Here is a 19,196-nt window from a genome sequence, read left to right on the forward strand (position 1 = left end):
AATGGAGCTTTTGCGGCCTTTTTTTGATTTAGTTCCTGCATCCTTGCAAAGTCCCCAGCAAAACAGCGCGGCCGGCCTTTTTCGTCTTCGAATTGAAAGGACGCACTTCGACTCGGGTATTCACAGTCAGCTCCGACGATATTTCGTCAAATTTGCCCGCCCAAGGATTTCCGCCAAACCAGCTTGGCACGTCTTCCCGGACGAGATGCATGGTGAAGCGCCAGCTGATCTGGTCCGGTATCCGGGCCATTCCTTCATATTGATCATAATCTCCAAATGAAGCAGGAGCTGGAAGCCAATCGGCGTAGATGCCGATGCTCCACCGTTCCCTGACTGGACTTCCAGGGGCTTCGGTATACGGTTTCTTCACTTTCGCAATTAAAGCCGTTCCGCGGGCATTGGGAATATCCTGGGCTGGATTAAGAACGACGCTGCATGGATAAGGTACTGGTGCGGCAGGCTGCGCTTGGATCGCCGCCGCAGGCAGCATGAGGACAAGTGATATCGCCAGACTTCCCAAGCGTTCCATCATTGAACCACCTCCGTATCTTGAAATAGTCTAACCAGTCACACCTTTTCAAATTCTTCACGTTCAGCCGTCGGGACATTCACCTATTGACATCCTGGGCGTACCTTATGGTAAAAGATGATTGGGGGCGACGGCATGGGATACTTTGTTCAGGCAGAATCAGGCGTTAACCTGTACGTTGAAGATATCAATCCTCAAAGCCGCAAAACAATTGTATTTTTGCACGGCTGGCCATTAAGCCATCTGCAGTTTGAATATCAATTTGACGATCTTTCACAAAAGGGATACCGCTGTATCGGCATTGACTGGCGGGGATTCGGGCGTTCGGATAAGCCGGCGGCGGGCTACAATTACAACCGTTTGGCTGACGATATCCGCGTTGTCGTTGAGACGCTTCAACTAAACCGCTTCACGCTTGCCGGTCATTCAACCGGCGGCGCCATAGCACTTCGCTATATGTCGCGATACAGGGGTTCCGGGGTCTCAAAGCTGGTTTTGATCGATGCGGCGGCACCTGTGGGATTTACAGAAGAGACGGCAGCCAAATTGCTCCAGCAAGCGGCTCACGATCGTCCTAAGATGATGCGTGAAGTGACCGACACATTTTTCTTTCAATATATTACACAACCGTTCTCGGACTGGTTTTTTCAATTGGGATTGCAGGCGGCAGGCTGGTCGACAAAAGCGGTAATCGACATGCTGAGAGACGAGAAACTGTATGATGATCTTGGAAAAGTCGCTGCTCCGACCTTAATCATTCACGGTGTTCAAGACAAGGTGATACCGTTTGCACAAGCAAAGGAACTCAACCGCAAAATAAGAAATTCATATCTTGTTCCGTTTCAATACAGCGGACACGGCCCGTTCTGGGAGGAACGCGAAATGTTCAACCGTGTGTTAACGCAATTTATCGGTTGATTTTATCCGTGAGGACAACAGCCCTAAATGAAGTGATCGTGGTTTCACGAGAAGCGCATGTTCCATTTACGGGTATAACCAATCCGAGAATAAAGCGCAACAGTCGACACCTGAAATCTTCAGGCGGAGAACTTCCGCGCCAACAAAATGTGTAGAGAAAAAATTTAATGTACAAACACGAATTTGCGAAAAAAATGTAAGATGTTAGAAACGCGAGGTGGTGATATTTTGTCGGATCCAACATTGAATCATCATGATTTCTCAGGCATTGATTCACTCGGTTTTCGTCAGTACCCTGTATACCCGCTGACTTATGTCTATAATCCAAGCCTGCATCAGGGGCATAGTGTATATTATCCGTATGGTTTTGTATTACCCTTCTCTCAAATCGGGGGATTCGGTTTAGGGCACGCCCACGGGAGCCACGTTATCGTTGGTGGCTCTCACGGGTTTGCGGGAGGCTTTCACAGGTTTGCCGGAAATCATTTCAATAGACAAAGTTAAGAAGTGGTGCCATCTGAAAAATTACCTTTTATCAAGTGCACAGTATATTTATTGCTTATTTTGTACAAGATGTTTTTGACTATTTTGCAAAAAGGGCGGTGAAATCAATGAATGAACTTGTTGATGTTATGTTCCGCTCAGTTCTTGCCTTCAGCATGTTGCTGATAGGATCAAAATTACTGGGTAAGCAAACGATATCACAAATGAATATTTTTGATTTTATTGCGTCCATCACCCTGGGAGCCATCACCGCCAATTTGACTTTTAATACGTCTTTTAAAACGATGCATATGATTCTTGCTTTTTTTATATTTGTGTTTGTCATCTTATTAACCGCTTACTTATCTCTCTGGAACCAAAAAAGTCGCACATTTTTCGCAGGAGATCCAACTGTTGTGATCCAGAATGGAAAAATTCTTGAATATAACATGCGGAAAATGCGCTATACGATTGACTATTTAAACCAGCAGCTAAGGGAAAAAGACGTATTTAAAATGGAAGAAGTGCTTTACGCTATTGTGGAAACCAACGGAACATTAACGGTTTTAAAAAAACCTCAATATCGGAGTGTCACCAAAAAGGATTTATGGCTTCCAACTATACCTGAAAAAAAGCCTCCGATCGAGTTGATCATGGATGGGAAAGTAAGGGAAGAAAATTTGAAAGATAATCAGCTGACATACGAGTGGTTGATGGTTGAATGCTGAGTTGCAAAAACGCAATCTTACTGTTGAAAAAGTTTTCTATGCTGTACGATCTCCTAACGGAAATATTTATGTAGATACATATGAAGATCATATACACTCTTCTTTTGATAAAGAATAGTCGCGGCGGGTTGATTCTCGGGGACAGCCGAAAAAAGGGACAAAGTATAGGTACTTATGCAGTCAGGCTTTAGCTTTTCAGCATAATGTACTAGTGAATCTATAAAATGAAAGGAGCGTGTACACATGTACTGCAAAAAACATCATGAGCCGCATGTTTACCCTACGAAATATTGTGAGGATCATAAGTATTCAAAATCTGTCGTTCCTCATATTCATCCGCAGCATACTAAAAAAATTGACCACCACAAATATGAACATGTTCATTACTATCCGCACACTTATTCACATCATAAAGACGTTTCGCATGAACATTATCATTGCGGAAAACCTTGCAAAGGCTATGAAAAAAAGTCGGACTATGGCCATTGCTATTAATAAAGTGATTGTACCGTATTTTGACCGCAGTTAAATATACGTTCACTCATTCACAGGCCATAGAAATACCCGAGAGGGGCTTTTTTATGGTCTGTTTTCATTTGGAGAAGTAGTAACCGTATATAGTGACGAACAGTATGAAAGCAGAATTTACGATAAATACGCACCGCATCACTGCAACATAAACAACCGCTGTTTTCCGCAATTCGCCTTTCTTATTTTTCCAACGTGATCGTGTATTGCATCTCTTCCATCGGAGAACCAAGTCGCGCAATGCATATTAATATCAATTATTCCTTTTTTAATTTAAAATGGTACATATAGGATGTTGTTTTCTCTAGTTGGCTGGGAAGAAAGGAGAACCGTTATGCAAAAAACACTTTTTCAAAACGCAACGATTGTAACTCTTGATCCGCAGCTTCATACGATTGAAAAAGGGGACATGCTGATTGAAGGCTCCGTCATCCTGGACGTTGCCGAGTCGATTGAATCGGGAGACGCAGAGATTGTTGATGCCTCCAATATGCTGATCATGCCTGGATTTGTCGATACACACCGCCACGTATGGGAATCTGTGATCCGCGGAATCGGAGCGGACTGGTCCCTGCAAACCTATTTAAACCGGATTTATTATGGGAATTATGGGTCGATGAGAAGGCCTGAGGATGATTGGGTCGCGAACTATTTAGGAGCGCTTGAGGCGCTCGATGCAGGGGTCACAACTTTGCTGGACTGGACGATGATTGAATCGCCTGATCATACGGACCAGCTGATTGCGGGACTGAAAGACGCCGGCATTCGCGCAGTATTCGCTTTCGGAACATCCGGTGATGCGGAATATTGGGACAGAGACAGCGATCTTTCGAATATGGACGAAGCGAAACGGGTAAAAAAAGCATATTTTCAATCGAAGGATCAGCTTTTGACGATGGGACTTGCAATTCGCGGACCGGAGTTTTCTTCATGGAAGACATCTGTCTTTGAAATCGAAACGGCCCGGGAACTGGATGCCTTGAGCAGCATGCATATTGCGTTTGGCAACTGGGGAGCGAAAGATCGTTCGATTGAGAAGCTGAATCAAGCAGGGCTGCTCGGTCCCGATTTAAACATGGTGCATGCCAATGCGATGAGTGAAGAAGAAATGAAAATGCTTGCCGCTCACGGAAGCTCGATTTCTGTGACACCAGAAATTGAGATGATGATGGGGCACGGCTATCCTGTTACAGGGCTCGCCCTAAAAAACGGGGTTCTTACTGCACTTGGGGTTGATGTTGTCACATCGACGGGAGGAGACCTTTTCGCACAGATGAAATTTGCCCTTCAAGCAGAGCGTGCAAAGCACAATGAAGAGCTGCTTAAAGAAGGTATCATGCCGGGGCCCGAATTGAGCATATCGGCCGAACAAATCCTGAAAGCGGCCACCATTGACGGGGCGAGGGCCTTAAGGCTCGATCACAAAATCGGCTCGCTTTCCCCCGGCAAAGAAGCTGACTTTATCATGGTGAAAACGGACAGCGTCAATTTGCTCCCTTTCACTGATGCGGTGGGGGCTATCGTCCAAAGCGCGCACACCGGAAATGTAGACTCGGTATATGTCGCAGGTAAAGCGGTGAAACGAAACGGCCGATTGGTTGATGCAGATCTTGAAAAAGTGAGACAAAAAGCGCTGGAAGCAAGAGACCATATTTTATCCCGATCCCCTGAAGGCGCCTTTTAAGAAAAACAGCCCTGTGATACACCTGCGGCAAATAGGGAGGTCGTTTTGATGGATAAAGAAGGCTCACGAGATGACAATACATCTGCTGAATGTGATGCGATTTTTGACGCCGTTGATCGTCTCCCGGGAGAAGAGGCGAAAGCGCTTCTCAAACGAATGTATGCCAGATTGGATATGCAAAAAAACGGGTTCGGGAACTATAAAGAAAAGGCGTGCATCAACGATATGATGGAGGCTTTTATAGACCTGCCGCGTATCATCCGAAAATTAAAACGTTAAAAAACAGATGCTCACAAGACCAGCCCTTGATTGACAGGGGCTGGATCTTTTTAAAATAAATCTCGAATTTGAGATAAGAATATGTCCACATCAGCGTCATTCAATCTCTCTAATATCACCACGATGTCGCGGACTAACCTTCTTGTTTGTTCATGTTCAAACGTTAATTTTTTATAGTAAGAAACGATCGATTCCAAAGCGGCGGCAAGTTCCAAACCAATGTCACGGTCTGCTTTTATAGCGGATTGTTTCATTTTTGTCAAAAACCATTTTAAATCATCGATACTTTCAATAGGGTAGTAATGAATCTGATACAGATCGGCTGCCGAATTTTCAGTCAGAATCTGTTCCGCTCTTTCTTTTGTGATGGCATCTTCCGGATAGACATAGGGAATATCTGCATTCTCAGGATGTATGCCTTCCGTATGTCCGCAGCGGTCATCATCAATGGAGTCATCTGTATAAAGTTTAGAGAGAAATTCTCCAAATGAGCCGGCTAATCTAAAATCCTCTTCAAATTCTGAGTCAAAATAGTGAACGGGCGGATTTTCTTTCGTCTCCCTGTAGTCAAGCGCTATCCACGTATGGCCGTCTCCATGAATAAGGACCAGGTTGTCAGGCAGTCCCCATTCTTTAATAAAGGCTTTACTCTCGAGAATTCCATCCTTTTTCCCTGTGCCTAATAAGTAGTCAAACTGGACATGATCTTTAGCCCAGGAGGTGGGCCGTTCAGAAGGGAAGGCGTTAAAATTGATATAGCCACCATTTTGTTCAAGAATAAGCGCTTTATATTCCTCCGGAAGTCTCACACCTAACTTTTTTTCAGCTTTCAGAATGCCTCTCTCTGATATGCTTTTTAAAGTGTACGGATCTTCGTCTTCGTATATCCAAAAGTTTTTCAAATGATTCCCCCACATTCGTTTATATCAGTATCTATCATGCAAAATGCTGCTCGGGCCTTTATGCTTGTATTGCCTTCCTGCAGTCTTTTATAACGGCTATCTTTGGCTAAAGACCGAGAAATTATCATACGTTTGCGGAATAGCTCCGTATGTTCCTTTAATACGAATATCTTTACATTCACCTTCGGTATTCTCAAAATAAAGCCTGTAAGTCCTAGGCATCAATGTGATGACATCTTGAGCAGTTCGATCAGGCCAGTTCCCTTCAAAATCTTTAATGCTTAAACTCATAAACCTGCCGGAAAGATGCATCATCTGAATTTTAATCGTTGTTTTGCAGTTTTCTGCATTGAAAATCGTAAACTTGTAGCCAATATGCCAGTGAGAAACGTTAGAGTCGCTATAGGGAATGTCCTCCACATGAGTTCCCGTAAACGTTAGATTCAGCTTGTGCGGGAACGAATAAGCTTCAGCACTGCTCCCAAAACTGAAAAATCCACAAACCAACACCGTGATCAGCAAAAAGCGTTTAATTCCATATCCCCTCCTTTTTTCCATTTTATTGTAGCATAGATGAGTTGGAAAATATGGAAGTTTTTTGAGAGAGAAGCACAAAACCAAAAATCGCGTATGGCTTTGATAGGGTGTAAAAGCCTCTCCAACTTTTTTTAACCGGATGGTCGAGCAGCCATGAAATTGAAGATCTTGGTTTGACTTTTGCTGTAGGGGTTGATGAAGGCCGAGAGACTGCCCTTGAAAAAATTTATTTAAATGGGCGTCAATGATCCAAAGAAAGATCGAATCACCTTGACATACCAATATGTTAATCCGTACACAGCAGAAGCCCAGATTGCCGGGCATGATGAATGCTGGAACGAGCTATTTGCTTCAAACGTTATCGGTGTCAATAGGGAAATCAAATATGCAGGAGCTGCAGCCATTAACGAAAAAACAAATAGGCTCCTTGGTTTACTAGATGAAAAAGATGTAGACGGGATCATGTGGATCAAAGGGAAAGGGATAGGCGGTACTGTCAAAAACTATGAAAAACAAAAAACAGATGGTCATGGCAGTCAGTGAAAGGGATAGAAGGAATGGGTGGAAGGTTGATCATAAACAAAGTGACTGTTCAGAAAATTGAATCGTGGGACTAGGGGGCTGCCGATTTCACCTTTGGCTCCCCCTAGATTGTTGATTGCAAGAAACAGCTTCTTGTCCTACCGACGAAGGAAAAGAAATATGGAACATGAAAAATCAAAGAATTTTAAAAAATGTCGATCCGGCCGTTTATATTATTCTCCTTCAATAGGGAAAAAACGGTTTTACCGTAATTTCAAAATGACCCGCAGTTCTAGATTTTCCGTTTAAGATTAGCCTTCCCGTGTTTGGAGAGGTTTATGTTGGCTATGTCCAAATAGTTTATTTAATCTGCCATTCTTTAATGACAAGTGTTGAAGAGCCGCTGTCAACAATCGGATCAGAATTTCCGATCTCTGTTGCTTCCTTGAGAGACTCTGCGCTGATAAGATAAGCGCCCCCGGAAGCATCGCTGAAAGGGCCAAACATTTCCAAGCGGTTCTCGGCTTTAAGCCTGTCCAAAAATTGATAATGGGCTGGTACATATTGATCTTTAAAATTCTCGGTTCTGGTTGTTATGAGTAAATATTTTTTCATCGTAGCACGCCTTTCTGTCAAAAGATGACTTTATCTTAGCACAAATATATAGAAGATTCATATAAAAGTTCGATCGGCGGAAGGCGTAGCTGCTTTCCTTTCGATTGCGCCACATTGGCAATGATTGAAAGTGATTTTGAAGTAAAGGAGTGGAAGACCAAGGAGACGGGATTTGAATTTCATGAAAAGAGTGGCACGGATAATAATAGGGAAACAGGGAATAAAAAAATAGATATTTTGTTATTCGGCCATCACTTTTGATGTTACTGAATGATTAATTTGGGACTTGAGAACATCGATACTTTGTTAATCTAAGCGGAACTAACTTACTTTTTAAGTTAGTTCCGCCGTTCAAATGACTAATCCAGATTTTGATCGATCGTTCCTTCAAAATAGTCATCACTGACTTGTTCATGAGTTTCAGCCAATCCTTTTTCCAACTGCGTGGCTCCTTCATAATCCGAGGGGTCAAAATATTCTCCTGCCACATCCGTGCTGTCATTCATGTTTTCTTTGTTATCAGTTTCAGTATTAACGTTCTCTGTCTTAGCATTGCTGTCTAACGATTGCTGAGAATCGTATTCCTTGTCTGCTGAAGAAAATCTTTTGTAATCATCGGGTTTGTCTGCTCCATTTTTTTGCATCACGTTTATCACTCCATATCATTGAATTTTATAATAAGAAAGGGGCATCTGAAGACCATTTCAGTTTGATAATTATTCAATACAATGGTTTCACTCCTTTTGTGAATTGTGCTGAAATATCAACTCTTCTTATTTTGTCTGTTGAGGCGGTATTCATTCGCTTTTTCGGGAAATCAAACTTCAACCCTATATCAAGGGAAAGAGAACAGGCGCAAAAAAATTATAAAGTAAAGCCGGCGTGCAGGAACGACGACGATCCTTTCAATGGCAGACATCAAACAGGATCACTTCCCATTCGATGATTAAGGCTTTTGTATTTAAGGACATGTGAACTTGCATTGGGCGCCTCATCCGGGGGATAAAAGCGGAAAAAAAGCGAATTCAACTCTGGAATATATATTTTCATGCCTGTTTATGTTTTTTTGTTTCTATATGATGAAATGGTTGTTTTCAATGATGCATATGAACCAATAGCTGCGTAACCATAGAATCCGCCCATAAATACTCCAGCTATGAGGCTGTGTCGATGGCTTATGCAAACAAATATGATTAAGCCTAGTACGAGCGCAATTGATGGGACATACTTTTTGGGAACCTTGAGAAAAACTTTAATGACCTGTGTGACGATCATAATAATTGGCACTGCTATAACAGCATCCCAAAAGTTTGTATGAATGATTGGGAAATCCAAATAAACACCACCTTTTTCTCAGTATTTCTTGATTTGCTGAAAAATATTTAACCCGAGCAGCAGAAAAGCTCACCGATCGCATAAATGAAGCAGTATACCAGCTTCATGATTTTGTTGTTTAGCTTAGAAATAAGTTTTAATGATCTTTTTGCAGTCGTTTCATTAGCGGCATTTTTTATGCGCTTGAAACTCTCGGTTAAAGAATAGGTTTATTGGCCTGATCTTAAAGATGCATTTTGTTGGATTGAAAGGATTTATTCACCAATTCCTTTCCGTATAGTGGTAAACTCTTAGTTGGTTATTACTTTTGTCATACATTTTTCGGGAAGCGAGGTGTTGCATATGATCGGTTCAATACTTGGAGAAACGCTGGCTTTAGATATCATGAAAGTTGATTTATCGATGAAGAAAGAATTTTTGGCAGAGCTGAAAGCTTGCCGCAAAGAGCTAGAAAAAGACAAAACGGAGTTTTCTGATTCCAAAAAGACGATCACCGAACCACAGTTGTCGTCTCATACATGGCAAGGCAGTCTTGCTGACTCCTTTGACCGTATTCGCGGCCTGATGAAGACTGCCTACAATGACATCAGCGGAAAACAGCTTTCTGATGTTTTAAGCAAAATCGATGAACGAATCAAATCTTTACAAGAGGATATTCACTCGCTCAGCCAGGAGGTTCGTTCTTTAGAGAAAAAGATTGAAAACGCGAAGCGAGAAGCGCGAAACAAGGAGTAAATGAAAAATGGGTCAAGAAATAAAAGTGAATACCGGGGAAGTCAAACAAGCGCTTTCTAAATTAAAGCATTCCAGCCTTTCAATGAAAGCGACGGTTCCGACAGATATCAAGGGCCAGAATCAGCTTGTTGCGACGAAGAAGATAGAGGAATTGAATCAGACGATTAATAAGATCGCTTCTTCCTATGCCTCCGCCTTCTCAAAACAAGCCGTTCAAACGGAATCAGCAGTCGAAGCAATGACGGACACCGACAAACAGCTGGCTTCATCGATGAAAACAAAATAGGAGAATGCCATGAAGACTCTGGATGTTCAGGCGTTGCACAAAGCCATTGATCAAACGTTGGAACAATTAAAACAACAACAAAAAACATGTAATATATCGGCTGGAAATTGATGTAATTGAGGCAGAAGAGAGATTAGAAAAAAAATTTCCTAATGAACTAAGAGAGTTTTATTTAAGAGTAGGGTATGGTTTTATTTGTAATCTTGATAAAACCTATAGAGATAGAGTAATGGACCCTCATAGTTACTCGATGAGGATGATTTTATAGATCCAAGCATTAGAGAACTGTACCCAGAGAACATGTTAGTGTTTTTGAAGAAAATGGATGAAGAACCAGACTATTATATTCATGCCTAAATTGACTTGAGAATTGATTAACCTTGAAGAATTACCTTGATTGGCTATTGCCTTTCAAGGTTTTTTATATTTAATCTGAAAAAAGTGGCATAGAATGAGAGACACACCTTTCCATAATCGAATGATGATGAAGGTCGTCAGGGTTACTGAGACGTGGCTGGAGTCTATGCAGTATTGCGTGATCGTCATCACAAGGCGGTAAGATCCCGTTGATATGAAAAGTCTTTCAATTTCTTCAACGCCTTCTTCTTTTCTTTTTTTAAATTATGTGTCATAGTACCGATATAATGATTAAGTAGAATTGAAAGAGTGATGCCCATTGTTATCTTTAGGAAATACCATAACAATAGAATTTGAAAACGAAATTCAAGAGTATGTCCTTGCGAAAAGCAAAGTGTTATCTATTGAAGGCAATGTATTAAGAGTGCATTATCCTGTGGATGAAGAAACGGGGAGAACCGTTATTATTCCAACAAACACAATGGCCACGGTTCACTTTATAAGTGAGCAACAAGCCCCATATAAATTCACTAGTGTAATACAAGGCCGAGAAATCTATCAGGATATACCTGTATTAAATATATATTTACCTGAAGAAGATCAAATGACAAAAGTTCAAAGACGGCAATTTTTCAGAGTCAATACAACGATTCCTGTCACTGTTCGCCCATATGGATCCGGCTCAATGTTTAAAACATATACAGCAAATATCAGTGCTGGAGGCGCTGCGTTAATCATTGATGAGACGCAAAAACACGAACCGGAAGATGATTTGAATCTAAGTATCCATCTGCCAAATGGACATGATGAAGATGTGATTGCCGTCCATGCTCAAGTCAAACGCACTTACATTGATCCCAGAACAAACAAACAGTTCATGACAGTTGAATTTATCAAGATGAATGAACATGACGAACAAACTCTTGTACATTATTGTATAAAATTGCAATTGACAGAAAGAAGGAAATTGAAAACTGATTAAAAGGAAGTTTAGGAAGACAGTGATCTGCCTAAAATTTCTTAATTAATTCAGAGGAGATGTTTCGTCCCCCGCCATATACATTTATGGAAACCCCTGTTGGCGAGTTGCGTCCAACTCTGCCAACAGAAGTCATAAACTGCACTGAAGTGTAGTGATCCTTCGCATGTAACAGATATTCTGCATGAAAACGGCAGATCGACAAACAACATCGTCGGTGAAGCAGTGGAATCCTAGGTCGCGCCAGACGATTTCAAAGTCAAAAAAGAAGCATGAGTTCTTGTCGCATAAGCCTGGGTTGAGCTATCAAAAAAGGTGACATAACCGGGATTCACTAGCCACGAACGCTGAAACAACGAAAAAAAAGAGAAGCCTTTTTTCTTCTGCCAATGAAGAAAAAGGGCTTTTTAATTTGCTGAAAAACTTCTTTTTTAGGCAAAGCACCAAACACCAGTAGAAAAAGGCGGTCGTAAGATTTCTGTGTCTAACTTAAATCAAATTAAAACAGCTTATGCAGCTCTCGTCTGGCAGAAGTCAATGAGAGGAATACGAATTGAAAAGATTGAGAAATTGCTTAATGATAAATTGAATCCGATCGAGACTTATTGAAAAAGAAACAGAATCGACGCCAGACGAGTCACAGGAGATATGATTCTTGATTTCGAGAAACCAAGAATTGAAATTATATTTTGGCCAAATCGGCAAAGACCGCGAGCGCGGTATTCCGATGGGGGATAGTCATGAAAGTGAACCAGGCAAATCTAAATTAGGTAATTCTTTTTTGATATGGGCGCGGAAATTAGAGTCTTTTAAAAATTTCAGCAGGAACCCATTCATATTTCGAGAAAGTTTTGCTTTCTCGAATGAAGTTAAATCATTTGCAAAAAATGCAATATCTGTCTGGTTTCCATCTTTATCTGTCGCATACATTGCAATTGTAAGAATAAACGCAGTAGATCCTCCCTTTTGTCCCGGATGAACAAGCCATTCACAATTGTTTGGATTTCTCATTATTTGTTCCATTACCGGATCAAGATATTGATATACATTTGCACTAAAATATACTTTGCTGTTTAGCTTTTTCATAATAGATACATAATCTCTAGTCGTTGATCGGGGCAAACGGTCGGACCAAATTTTTTGAAAATCCTTGTCCAAAGTTTTTCTTAATTGTTTTTTTTCTTGATCAGTTAGTGGTTGGCTCAGCCATCTATTATGAATTTCAACCGCTTTATTACGGTATTCATGCATATCCATGTTTTTCATCACTTCTAGGATTTCTTTTTTCGATAAGTTCTTTTCATTCATCAGTTGGGCAGGTATATAGAGTGCACTTACAATGGGATATATAGGCTCATGCTTTAACATATCTAAGCTCTTTGGAACATGATTGATGTTTTGAAGCCCCAGCACCTCAATTAAGTATTCAGTATTTGCATTAGAACTGTAAGCAATCATCCCGTTAACTACCTCACATAATGGAACACGACCCTATCTCTTTGCTTTTTTTCAATTGAGTAATCCAAGTCTCATGCGCACCGCCGTCTGTTTTTGGAATATAGAAATTCTCTAATTCCTTTAATCTTACTTCTTTTTGCGGATCGATTTTCCCTGCTGCCGCTTGTTGTGCATATTCAATGGCTAAGATGATTTTTACAGTACTTGCCAGAGGGAGTTGCTCGTTTACGTTAACATCAACCCAATTCTCATCATTGTGCTTTATGGATAATGAGACATTTCCGCTTCCTGATTTTGCTTTAACAAACTGTACAATATACTCTGGATTTAACTTTTTTATTTCCCTCCGAAACATAAGAATACCGATTGCTATTACTAAACCAAGAGAAATTATTATACCTGCAATAATCCATAGTGCAATCTTCAATTTAACACTCCCTATAATGTTCAAATTACTATAGATACGAATTAAATAATGTTAGGTTTCAATTTCCTTCACACTAGCTCTTATGATACGCAGTCCAGAAACCTCTTCTCAGGATTTCCGGGCATGATTACTTTGATACTTGAGCCGGAATCATAAGACCAGCGCTTTTAAGCAAGAGCAAACGTCATTTCTGCCTTTTTGATAATTTCCTTTTAAAATAAATCGTCCCAAACGGGGTTTAGTCATAAGAGCTCACCTAGGGCGTTATGATAAAAGAGCCGCAGACTCCCGGATAATCGATATGAAATTGGGGCACCAAAAACAGGAAGATTTGCTTGCGAGCTGGCAGTGGTAATGAAAAAGTGCTTGGATGCCGGCAGCACATTTGTAGAAAAAATCAGAAACAGCGCGGCGGCTGATTGGTTTGTGTTTTCAGAGAGCGAGGTTGTTTGAGACGGCGTTTGCCGGCGTTGATGCAATAAAACATATGAGTGCGCTTTGTATGTTTGATTGATCCCTTGCAAGGGAAGAGAAATGGGTAATTCGGTATATACACAAGCAAGAAAGGGAATGGAGATGGCTGAACAGAAAAAAATCACAATAAACGGCGTGGAAATGGAAGCGTCCGAGGAACAGACGGTGCTGCAGCTTTTGAACAACAGCTCGATTGAAGTGCCGCAAGTTTGCTATCATCCCAGCTTAGGGCCGATTGAAACATGCGATACGTGCATCGTCAGCATCAATGGCGAGCTGAAGAGGTCGTGCTCCGCTGAATTAAAGGATGGCGACGTCATTGATACGCTTTCGTCTGATGTGAAAAAAGCGCAGGTTATCGGGATGGACAAGATTTTATATAATCATGAGCTTTATTGTACAGTTTGCGATTACAACAATGGGGGATGTGAAATACATAATACGGTGAAAGAAATGAAAGTCAATTACCAAAGCATCCCGTTTGATCAGAAGCCTTACCATAAGGATGAATCAAATCCGTTTTACCGGTACGATCCGGATCAATGTATTTTGTGCGGCCGCTGTGTCGAAGCGTGTCAGGATGTTCAGGTAACTGAAACACTGACCATAGACTGGGAGCGGAAACGCCCGCGCGTCATTTGGGATAATGATGTGCCGATTAATGAGTCATCTTGTGTATCATGCGGCCACTGTTCTACCGTCTGTCCATGTAATGCGATGATGGAAAAAGGAATGGAGGGGGAAGCCGGATATTTAACAGGAATCGATGACGAAACGCTGCGTCCGATGATCGAGATCACAAAAGGCGTAGAAACAGGGTACGGCTCGATTCTCGCCATTTCCGATATGGAATCTGCCATGCGTGATGAACGAATCAAGAAAACGAAAACCGTCTGCACATACTGCGGCGTCGGCTGCAGCTTTGATGTCTGGACAAAGGGCAGAGACATTCTGAAAGTCGAGCCGCAGGAGGAAGCACCGGCCAACGGCATTTCTACTTGTGTAAAAGGAAAGTTCGGCTGGGATTTCGTCAACAGCGAGGAACGCCTGACAAAGCCGCTGATCCGAGAAGGCGACCATTTCCGCGAAGCGGAATGGGAAGAGGCGTTATCGCTGATCGCCAGTAAGTTCACGGATTTAAAAGAGGAGTTTGGCCCGGATTCACTTGCCTTTATTACATCTTCTAAATGTACAAACGAAGAATCCTACCTCATGCAAAAGCTGGCAAGAGGGATCATCGGCACAAATAATGTCGACAACTGCTCGCGCTATTGCCAATCTCCTGCGACTGCCGGCCTGTTCCGGACAGTCGGCTATGGCGGTGACTCAGGGTCGATTACAGATATCGCGGAAGCGGACCTTGTGTTGATTATCGGTTCGAACACGTCTGAGTCGCATCCGGTCTTGTCCACTCGCATTAAACGGGCTCATAAGCTGAGAGGGCAGAAAGTGATCGTCGCGGATATCAGAAAACACGAAATGGCAGAGCGCTCTGATTTATTTGTCCAGCCGCGTGCCGGCTCAGATATCGTCTGGCTGAATGCGATCGCCAAATATTTAATTGAAAACGGCAAGGCCGATGAACGCTTTTTGCAGGAAAGAGTGAACGGACGGGATGAATATGTAAAAAGCCTGGCGCCGTACACACTTGAATATGCCGAGGAGAAAACCGGAATTGATCAAGAAACCCTCATCCAAATGGCAGAGATGATTGGTCAGGCTGACAGTGTGTGCGCATTGTGGGCGATGGGCGTGACACAGCATATTGGCGGAAGTGACACGAGCACAGCAATTTCTAATCTGCTGCTTGTGACAGGAAGCTACGGAAAACCGGGAACAGGCTCTTACCCATTGCGCGGCCATAACAACGTGCAAGGAGCAAGTGACTTCGGAAGCATGCCTGACAGAATGCCGGGGTATGAAAAAGTGACGGACGAACAAGTCCGCCAAAAATACGAGCGGGCGTGGGGTGTGCCGCTGCCGAAGGAGCCGGGCATGACCAACCACGAAATGATCGAAAAAATCCATTCCGGCCAGCTGAAAGCGATGTATATAAAAGGTGAAGAAATGGGTCTTGTCGATTCCAACATCAATCATGTACACGCCGCATATGAAAAGCTTGATTTCTTTGTGGTGCAGGACATTTTCTTTTCACGTACAGCCGAGTTTGCTGATGTGGTGCTTCCTGCGAGTCCGAGCCTTGAAAAAGAGGGAACCTTTACGAACACAGAACGCCGGGTTCAGCGGCTATATCAGGTGTTTGAACCGCTTGGCGAATCAAAGCCGGACTGGCAGATTATTATGGAGGTTGCCAATAAGCTCGGTGCTGACTGGCACTATGAGCACCCTGGAGACATTATGGAGGAAGCAGCCATGCTGTCGCCGATTTATGCCGGCGTCACCTAGGAGCGCCTTGAAGGCTACAACTCCCTACAATGGCCTGTAAGCGCTGATGGAAAGGATTCGCCTTTACTTTTTACTGAGCGTTTCCCTTTCCCGGACGGCAAAGCCAAACTCTTCCCTGTTCAGTGGACAGAACCTGAAGAGTTCGGTGAGGAATATGATATCCACGTCAACAACGGTCGGCTCTTGGAGCATTTCCACGAAGGGAACCTGACCTTCAAATCAAACGGCATTTCGAAGAAAACACCGGAAGTGTTCTTAGAAATTTCTCCTGAACTCGCGGCAGAAAGAGGAATTAAGGACGGAACCCTTGTCAGACTCACATCGCCTTTCGGAAATGTCAAAGTGAAGTGCTTGATCACTGATCGTGTCAAAGGGAAGGAAGTATATCTGCCAATGAACGATTCAGGGGAAGCCGCGATCAACCTGTTAACAGGCAGCCATGCCGATAAGGATACCGATACGCCTGCATACAAAGAAACATCGGCCAAATTGGAAATTTTGAAGCGGGACGGAAGCAATCCGCTGCCTAAGATCAATCACCGCAACGGCAATCCGCAGCCGCAAATCGGTGTTCAGGTACAAAAAAAATGGGCGCGGAAGGATTATATTTTCCCTGGCGACGCTGTGAAAAGGGGGATTGGGCATAATGGCTAAAGCGATTAAACGAATTCAGAAAATCGAGATAACCGAAGAGGAACAGAGAAAGCGTGATATGAAAGAAATAGAAGATGCATTAGTCGAAAATAAGGAAGCCATTCTTGAAACGCTGCATATGATAGGCCACATGAACGAGCGCGGTGTTTTGCCAATGCTTCGCGGCCTTTTTGGCCAAGGAGATAAAGTTCTTGACATCTTAGTGAAAAAGGCAGATACAGAGGAAACGGCCAATACACTGAAAAATCTGCTTCTTCTGTTCGGAACGCTTGGCATGCTGGATGTAAAACAGCTGGAACCTCTCATTTTGAAAGTGAATGCGGGAGTGGCAAACGCGGTGGAACAGAAGGGCAGCGAAGAGAAAACAGGTTATTTTGATATCATCCGCTCGCTCAAAGACCCGGAAATCAACAAAGCAGTTACACTGCTATTCTCTTTTTTAAAAGGAATGGGACAAGATACAAAGGAGCTGGAACGCACGACCCAGTCTCCGGAGCATCAAAAACATCATCAGGAACCCCGAGAGAAAAGGGGGATGAATAAGAGAGATTGCCCCCCCGCCCGAGCCGGCTGTTGCCAGCTCGGGTTTTTGGTGAAAAGATCTTATGGACCGGTTAAAAATGATCAAATACTAGGAAGAAGTAAGTTTGCAGATTTAGCTATCTAGACAACACCGGAAACATTCCAGGTAGGTCTATTCGGGCTCGCCTCAGCAGATGGCTTTAGCGAATCGGTCACCGGCTGTGATATGTTCGCTAATAAGGGAAAGAAGCTGAAATTTCGCTTCCCACCGTGTTAAGAAAAAGGGATATGGATATTTCTGTTCGAAGTGTTTGAACTTCAGTTGAAGTCATTTGAACACATGCTTTAAAGACCAAATAGTCAGAATAAGCGGACCTCCATGGGCATTTAAAAACTCTTGTATTTGAAAACCCCCTTCTATTAGTTTGGATAAAAAGGATTCCTTACCAGAAGGGGGGGATTATTTCACTCTAAAAGAGTTCAGTTTTCCAAGACTTTTTAGGAGCGAAGAACCACAAATTCCAAAAGTCATCCTTTGATTTAACCGCATATCTATAGATTGTTGTTGACTTTGAAGCGGATGGAGCACTTAAATAAAATTCATGGTTCGGAGCCTTGTCATGTTTGCCCGAAATGGATGCCATACTCTTCGTTAGCATTACATTATAACTGTAGTCAATCTTTGGATAATAACTTCCGAATGGTATTCCAACTGCATGAGTTACAGTCCAATGGAGGTAATCGCTTTTTTTGCTAGTGATATGCAGCTTTATTCCAGAGCTACTGGCGGTTTTTCTTTCGATGACTTTTTTGCAGTCCGGGTCGCTACATCTTACAGATTGACTGACATCTTTAAATAGGGTTATGCTTGTCGGCGAATGGAATTGTGTATTAACCATCGCCTGTGTTCTGAATTTACTTGATGTATCTGAAAAACCTCTATTATCCCCCATTAAATAGGTTTTCGAAATTTCTGGTTTAGGATCTGCAACCGTTTTGTAAGGTATGAAAGTTTTATAATCCCATGCCTTCATATTATCCTTTGGTAGCTTTCCTTGTATTGAAAAGTTTTCGTTAGTCATTAAATCAGCCAATACAGAGTCTTTTGATTCTAAGTATGATTCTTTGTTTTCCGGCATATCTACAATTGCAGAGAGGGAACCTTCGACACTCATGATTTTAGATTTTTCTTCTTCTGAAAGATTTGAACCCAATTCATGTATCTTTTTTTCGATCTCTTTTTTCTTCGCTTCAGGCGGGTCCAAACTAACATGGATAGAGTAGTTGTATTTTTCACCTGATTTCGCATGGTAGTCTATAAACTCTCGATTTGTTGTTTCACCGATTTTTTGATCGTCTCTATAAACCTCATATACTCTATCTTTGTCAGGGAGTTCATCCCATGAAAGCTGCACGCTTTCAGGACCAGCTATAACATTTAAGTGACCGTTTTGAATTTGATAAGCCATTAAATCTTCAGCTTATGATTCTTTAGATGAATTTATAGCTTTTTCTCCTAAATCATTGGTGACGTTTAGAGTGACCGCTTTCTTTAACTTATCTTTTTGAAAGATTCCTATTTTATATTTATCTCCAATCGTTGACACCTCATCACTGTATTCATTAGAATCACCTTCGTAAACTGGTGTGCCATTTTTGAAAAACTTGTATTCGTCTCCTTTTTCGTTTACCTTTAATGTAACATGTCCATTTTTTACTTTTGTTTCAATATCAGGGATCTCTTTCGCATAACCTTTAGGTATTGAACATAAACAAAGAAACAGAATTAGCAGGAAAGGTAAAACAAAAAGCTTTCTCATGGGAATTCCTCCGATCTT

Annotated in this window: 18 protein-coding genes and 4 pseudogenes; 12 read left to right on the plus strand and 10 right to left on the minus strand. The window is 42.1% G+C overall.

The window, feature by feature from the left end:
* Positions 1-28: 28 nt before the first annotated feature.
* A complete protein-coding gene (locus QMZ64_RS02330; protein WP_265626794.1) occupies positions 29-532 on the minus strand; it encodes a YoqH family protein in 504 nt (167 codons plus the stop codon).
* A gap of 132 nt (positions 533-664) precedes the next feature.
* Between QMZ64_RS02330 and QMZ64_RS02335 the strand changes: the two genes are divergently transcribed.
* The 5 genes and pseudogenes from QMZ64_RS02335 to QMZ64_RS02355 all read left to right on the plus strand — a co-directional run bounded on the left by QMZ64_RS02335 (position 665) and on the right by QMZ64_RS02355 (position 5,149).
* Positions 665-1,447 (plus strand): alpha/beta fold hydrolase, encoded by a 783-nt coding sequence (locus QMZ64_RS02335; RefSeq protein WP_243940853.1) that lies wholly within the window; start codon positions 665-667, stop codon positions 1,445-1,447.
* Positions 1,448-2,058: 611 nt separating this feature from the next.
* Positions 2,059-2,776 (plus strand): annotated as a pseudogene (locus tag QMZ64_RS02340) (DUF421 domain-containing protein).
* Between the two features lie 125 nt (positions 2,777-2,901).
* Positions 2,902-3,153, plus strand: coding sequence for a CotD family spore coat protein (locus QMZ64_RS02345; RefSeq protein WP_020451792.1), 252 nt, complete (start codon positions 2,902-2,904; stop codon positions 3,151-3,153).
* Between the two features lie 367 nt (positions 3,154-3,520).
* On the plus strand, positions 3,521-4,870 hold the full coding sequence (locus tag QMZ64_RS02350) for an amidohydrolase family protein (RefSeq protein WP_265626795.1): 1,350 nt from the start codon (positions 3,521-3,523) through the stop codon (positions 4,868-4,870).
* 48 nt (positions 4,871-4,918) lie between these two features.
* Positions 4,919-5,149, plus strand: coding sequence for a hypothetical protein (locus QMZ64_RS02355; RefSeq protein ID WP_265626796.1), 231 nt, complete (start codon positions 4,919-4,921; stop codon positions 5,147-5,149).
* A 50-nt stretch (positions 5,150-5,199) separates the two neighbouring features.
* Here the strand turns inward: QMZ64_RS02355 and QMZ64_RS02360 are convergent, their stop codons facing one another.
* Positions 5,200-6,051, minus strand: coding sequence for an SMI1/KNR4 family protein (locus QMZ64_RS02360; protein ID WP_265626797.1), 852 nt, complete (start codon positions 6,049-6,051; stop codon positions 5,200-5,202).
* Positions 6,052-6,147: 96 nt separating this feature from the next.
* Positions 6,148-6,870 (minus strand): hypothetical protein, encoded by a 723-nt coding sequence (locus tag QMZ64_RS02365; protein ID WP_265626798.1) that lies wholly within the window; start codon positions 6,868-6,870, stop codon positions 6,148-6,150.
* Here QMZ64_RS02365 and QMZ64_RS02370 point away from each other — a divergent pair.
* Positions 6,859-7,131 (plus strand): hypothetical protein, encoded by a 273-nt coding sequence (locus tag QMZ64_RS02370; RefSeq protein WP_265626799.1) that lies wholly within the window; start codon positions 6,859-6,861, stop codon positions 7,129-7,131. The genes QMZ64_RS02365 and QMZ64_RS02370 overlap by 12 nt on opposite strands.
* Before the next feature lie 339 nt (positions 7,132-7,470).
* Here the strand turns inward: QMZ64_RS02370 and QMZ64_RS02375 are convergent, their stop codons facing one another.
* The 3 genes from QMZ64_RS02375 to QMZ64_RS02385 form a co-directional block, all read right to left on the minus strand.
* Positions 7,471-7,725 (minus strand): YciI family protein, encoded by a 255-nt coding sequence (locus tag QMZ64_RS02375; RefSeq protein ID WP_101560992.1) that lies wholly within the window; start codon positions 7,723-7,725, stop codon positions 7,471-7,473.
* A 359-nt stretch (positions 7,726-8,084) separates the two neighbouring features.
* Positions 8,085-8,372, minus strand: a complete 288-nt coding sequence (locus QMZ64_RS02380) for a YozQ family protein (RefSeq protein WP_265626800.1) — start codon at positions 8,370-8,372, stop codon at positions 8,085-8,087.
* A gap of 409 nt (positions 8,373-8,781) precedes the next feature.
* Positions 8,782-9,060, minus strand: coding sequence for a hypothetical protein (locus QMZ64_RS02385; RefSeq protein ID WP_265626801.1), 279 nt, complete (start codon positions 9,058-9,060; stop codon positions 8,782-8,784).
* A 342-nt stretch (positions 9,061-9,402) separates the two neighbouring features.
* On the opposite strand from QMZ64_RS02385, the gene QMZ64_RS02390 reads away from it, so the two are divergent.
* The 3 genes from QMZ64_RS02390 (at position 9,403) to QMZ64_RS02400 (ending at position 11,420) form a co-directional block, all read left to right on the plus strand.
* On the plus strand, positions 9,403-9,795 hold the full coding sequence (locus QMZ64_RS02390; protein WP_065643880.1) for a YwqH-like family protein: 393 nt from the start codon (positions 9,403-9,405) through the stop codon (positions 9,793-9,795).
* Between the two features lie 7 nt (positions 9,796-9,802).
* Complete coding sequence (locus tag QMZ64_RS02395; RefSeq protein WP_265626802.1) at positions 9,803-10,081, plus strand: YwqI/YxiC family protein; 279 nt, start codon at positions 9,803-9,805, stop codon at positions 10,079-10,081.
* A gap of 676 nt (positions 10,082-10,757) precedes the next feature.
* Positions 10,758-11,420, plus strand: a complete 663-nt coding sequence (locus tag QMZ64_RS02400; RefSeq protein ID WP_243940837.1) for a flagellar brake protein — start codon at positions 10,758-10,760, stop codon at positions 11,418-11,420.
* Between the two features lie 735 nt (positions 11,421-12,155).
* Here the strand turns inward: QMZ64_RS02400 and QMZ64_RS23155 are convergent.
* Together QMZ64_RS23155 and QMZ64_RS23160 are read right to left on the minus strand one after the other, a co-directional pair.
* A complete protein-coding gene (locus tag QMZ64_RS23155; protein WP_322784716.1) occupies positions 12,156-12,875 on the minus strand; it encodes a D-alanyl-D-alanine carboxypeptidase in 720 nt (239 codons plus the stop codon).
* A gap of 13 nt (positions 12,876-12,888) precedes the next feature.
* Positions 12,889-13,302: a serine hydrolase gene (locus tag QMZ64_RS23160; RefSeq protein ID WP_322784717.1), complete on the minus strand. Its 414-nt coding sequence runs from the start codon at positions 13,300-13,302 to the stop codon at positions 12,889-12,891.
* Between the two features lie 576 nt (positions 13,303-13,878).
* On the opposite strand from QMZ64_RS23160, the pseudogene fdhF reads away from it, so the two are divergent.
* The 3 pseudogenes from fdhF to QMZ64_RS23245 form a co-directional block, all read left to right on the plus strand.
* Positions 13,879-16,836, plus strand: a pseudogene (gene fdhF, locus QMZ64_RS02410) (formate dehydrogenase subunit alpha).
* A pseudogene (locus QMZ64_RS02415) lies at positions 16,829-17,386 on the plus strand (helical membrane plugin domain-containing protein); the annotation flags it as partial. The pseudogenes fdhF and QMZ64_RS02415, both read left to right, overlap by 8 nt.
* 120 nt (positions 17,387-17,506) lie before the next feature.
* Positions 17,507-17,608 (plus strand): annotated as a pseudogene (locus QMZ64_RS23245) (hypothetical protein); the annotation flags it as partial.
* Positions 17,609-17,828: 220 nt separating this feature from the next.
* Here the strand turns inward: QMZ64_RS23245 and QMZ64_RS02420 are convergent.
* Both QMZ64_RS02420 and QMZ64_RS02425 read right to left on the minus strand, forming a co-directional pair.
* Complete coding sequence (locus QMZ64_RS02420) at positions 17,829-18,827, minus strand: DUF3238 domain-containing protein (RefSeq protein WP_265626805.1); 999 nt, start codon at positions 18,825-18,827, stop codon at positions 17,829-17,831.
* A gap of 12 nt (positions 18,828-18,839) precedes the next feature.
* Positions 18,840-19,178: a hypothetical protein gene (locus QMZ64_RS02425; RefSeq protein ID WP_265626806.1), complete on the minus strand. Its 339-nt coding sequence runs from the start codon at positions 19,176-19,178 to the stop codon at positions 18,840-18,842.
* Positions 19,179-19,196: the final 18 nt, after the last annotated feature.

Origin of the sequence: Bacillus sp. LB7 (assembly GCF_030449715.1) — a bacterium.
In the GTDB taxonomy this organism is placed as follows: domain Bacteria; phylum Bacillota; class Bacilli; order Bacillales; family Bacillaceae; genus Bacillus; species Bacillus paralicheniformis.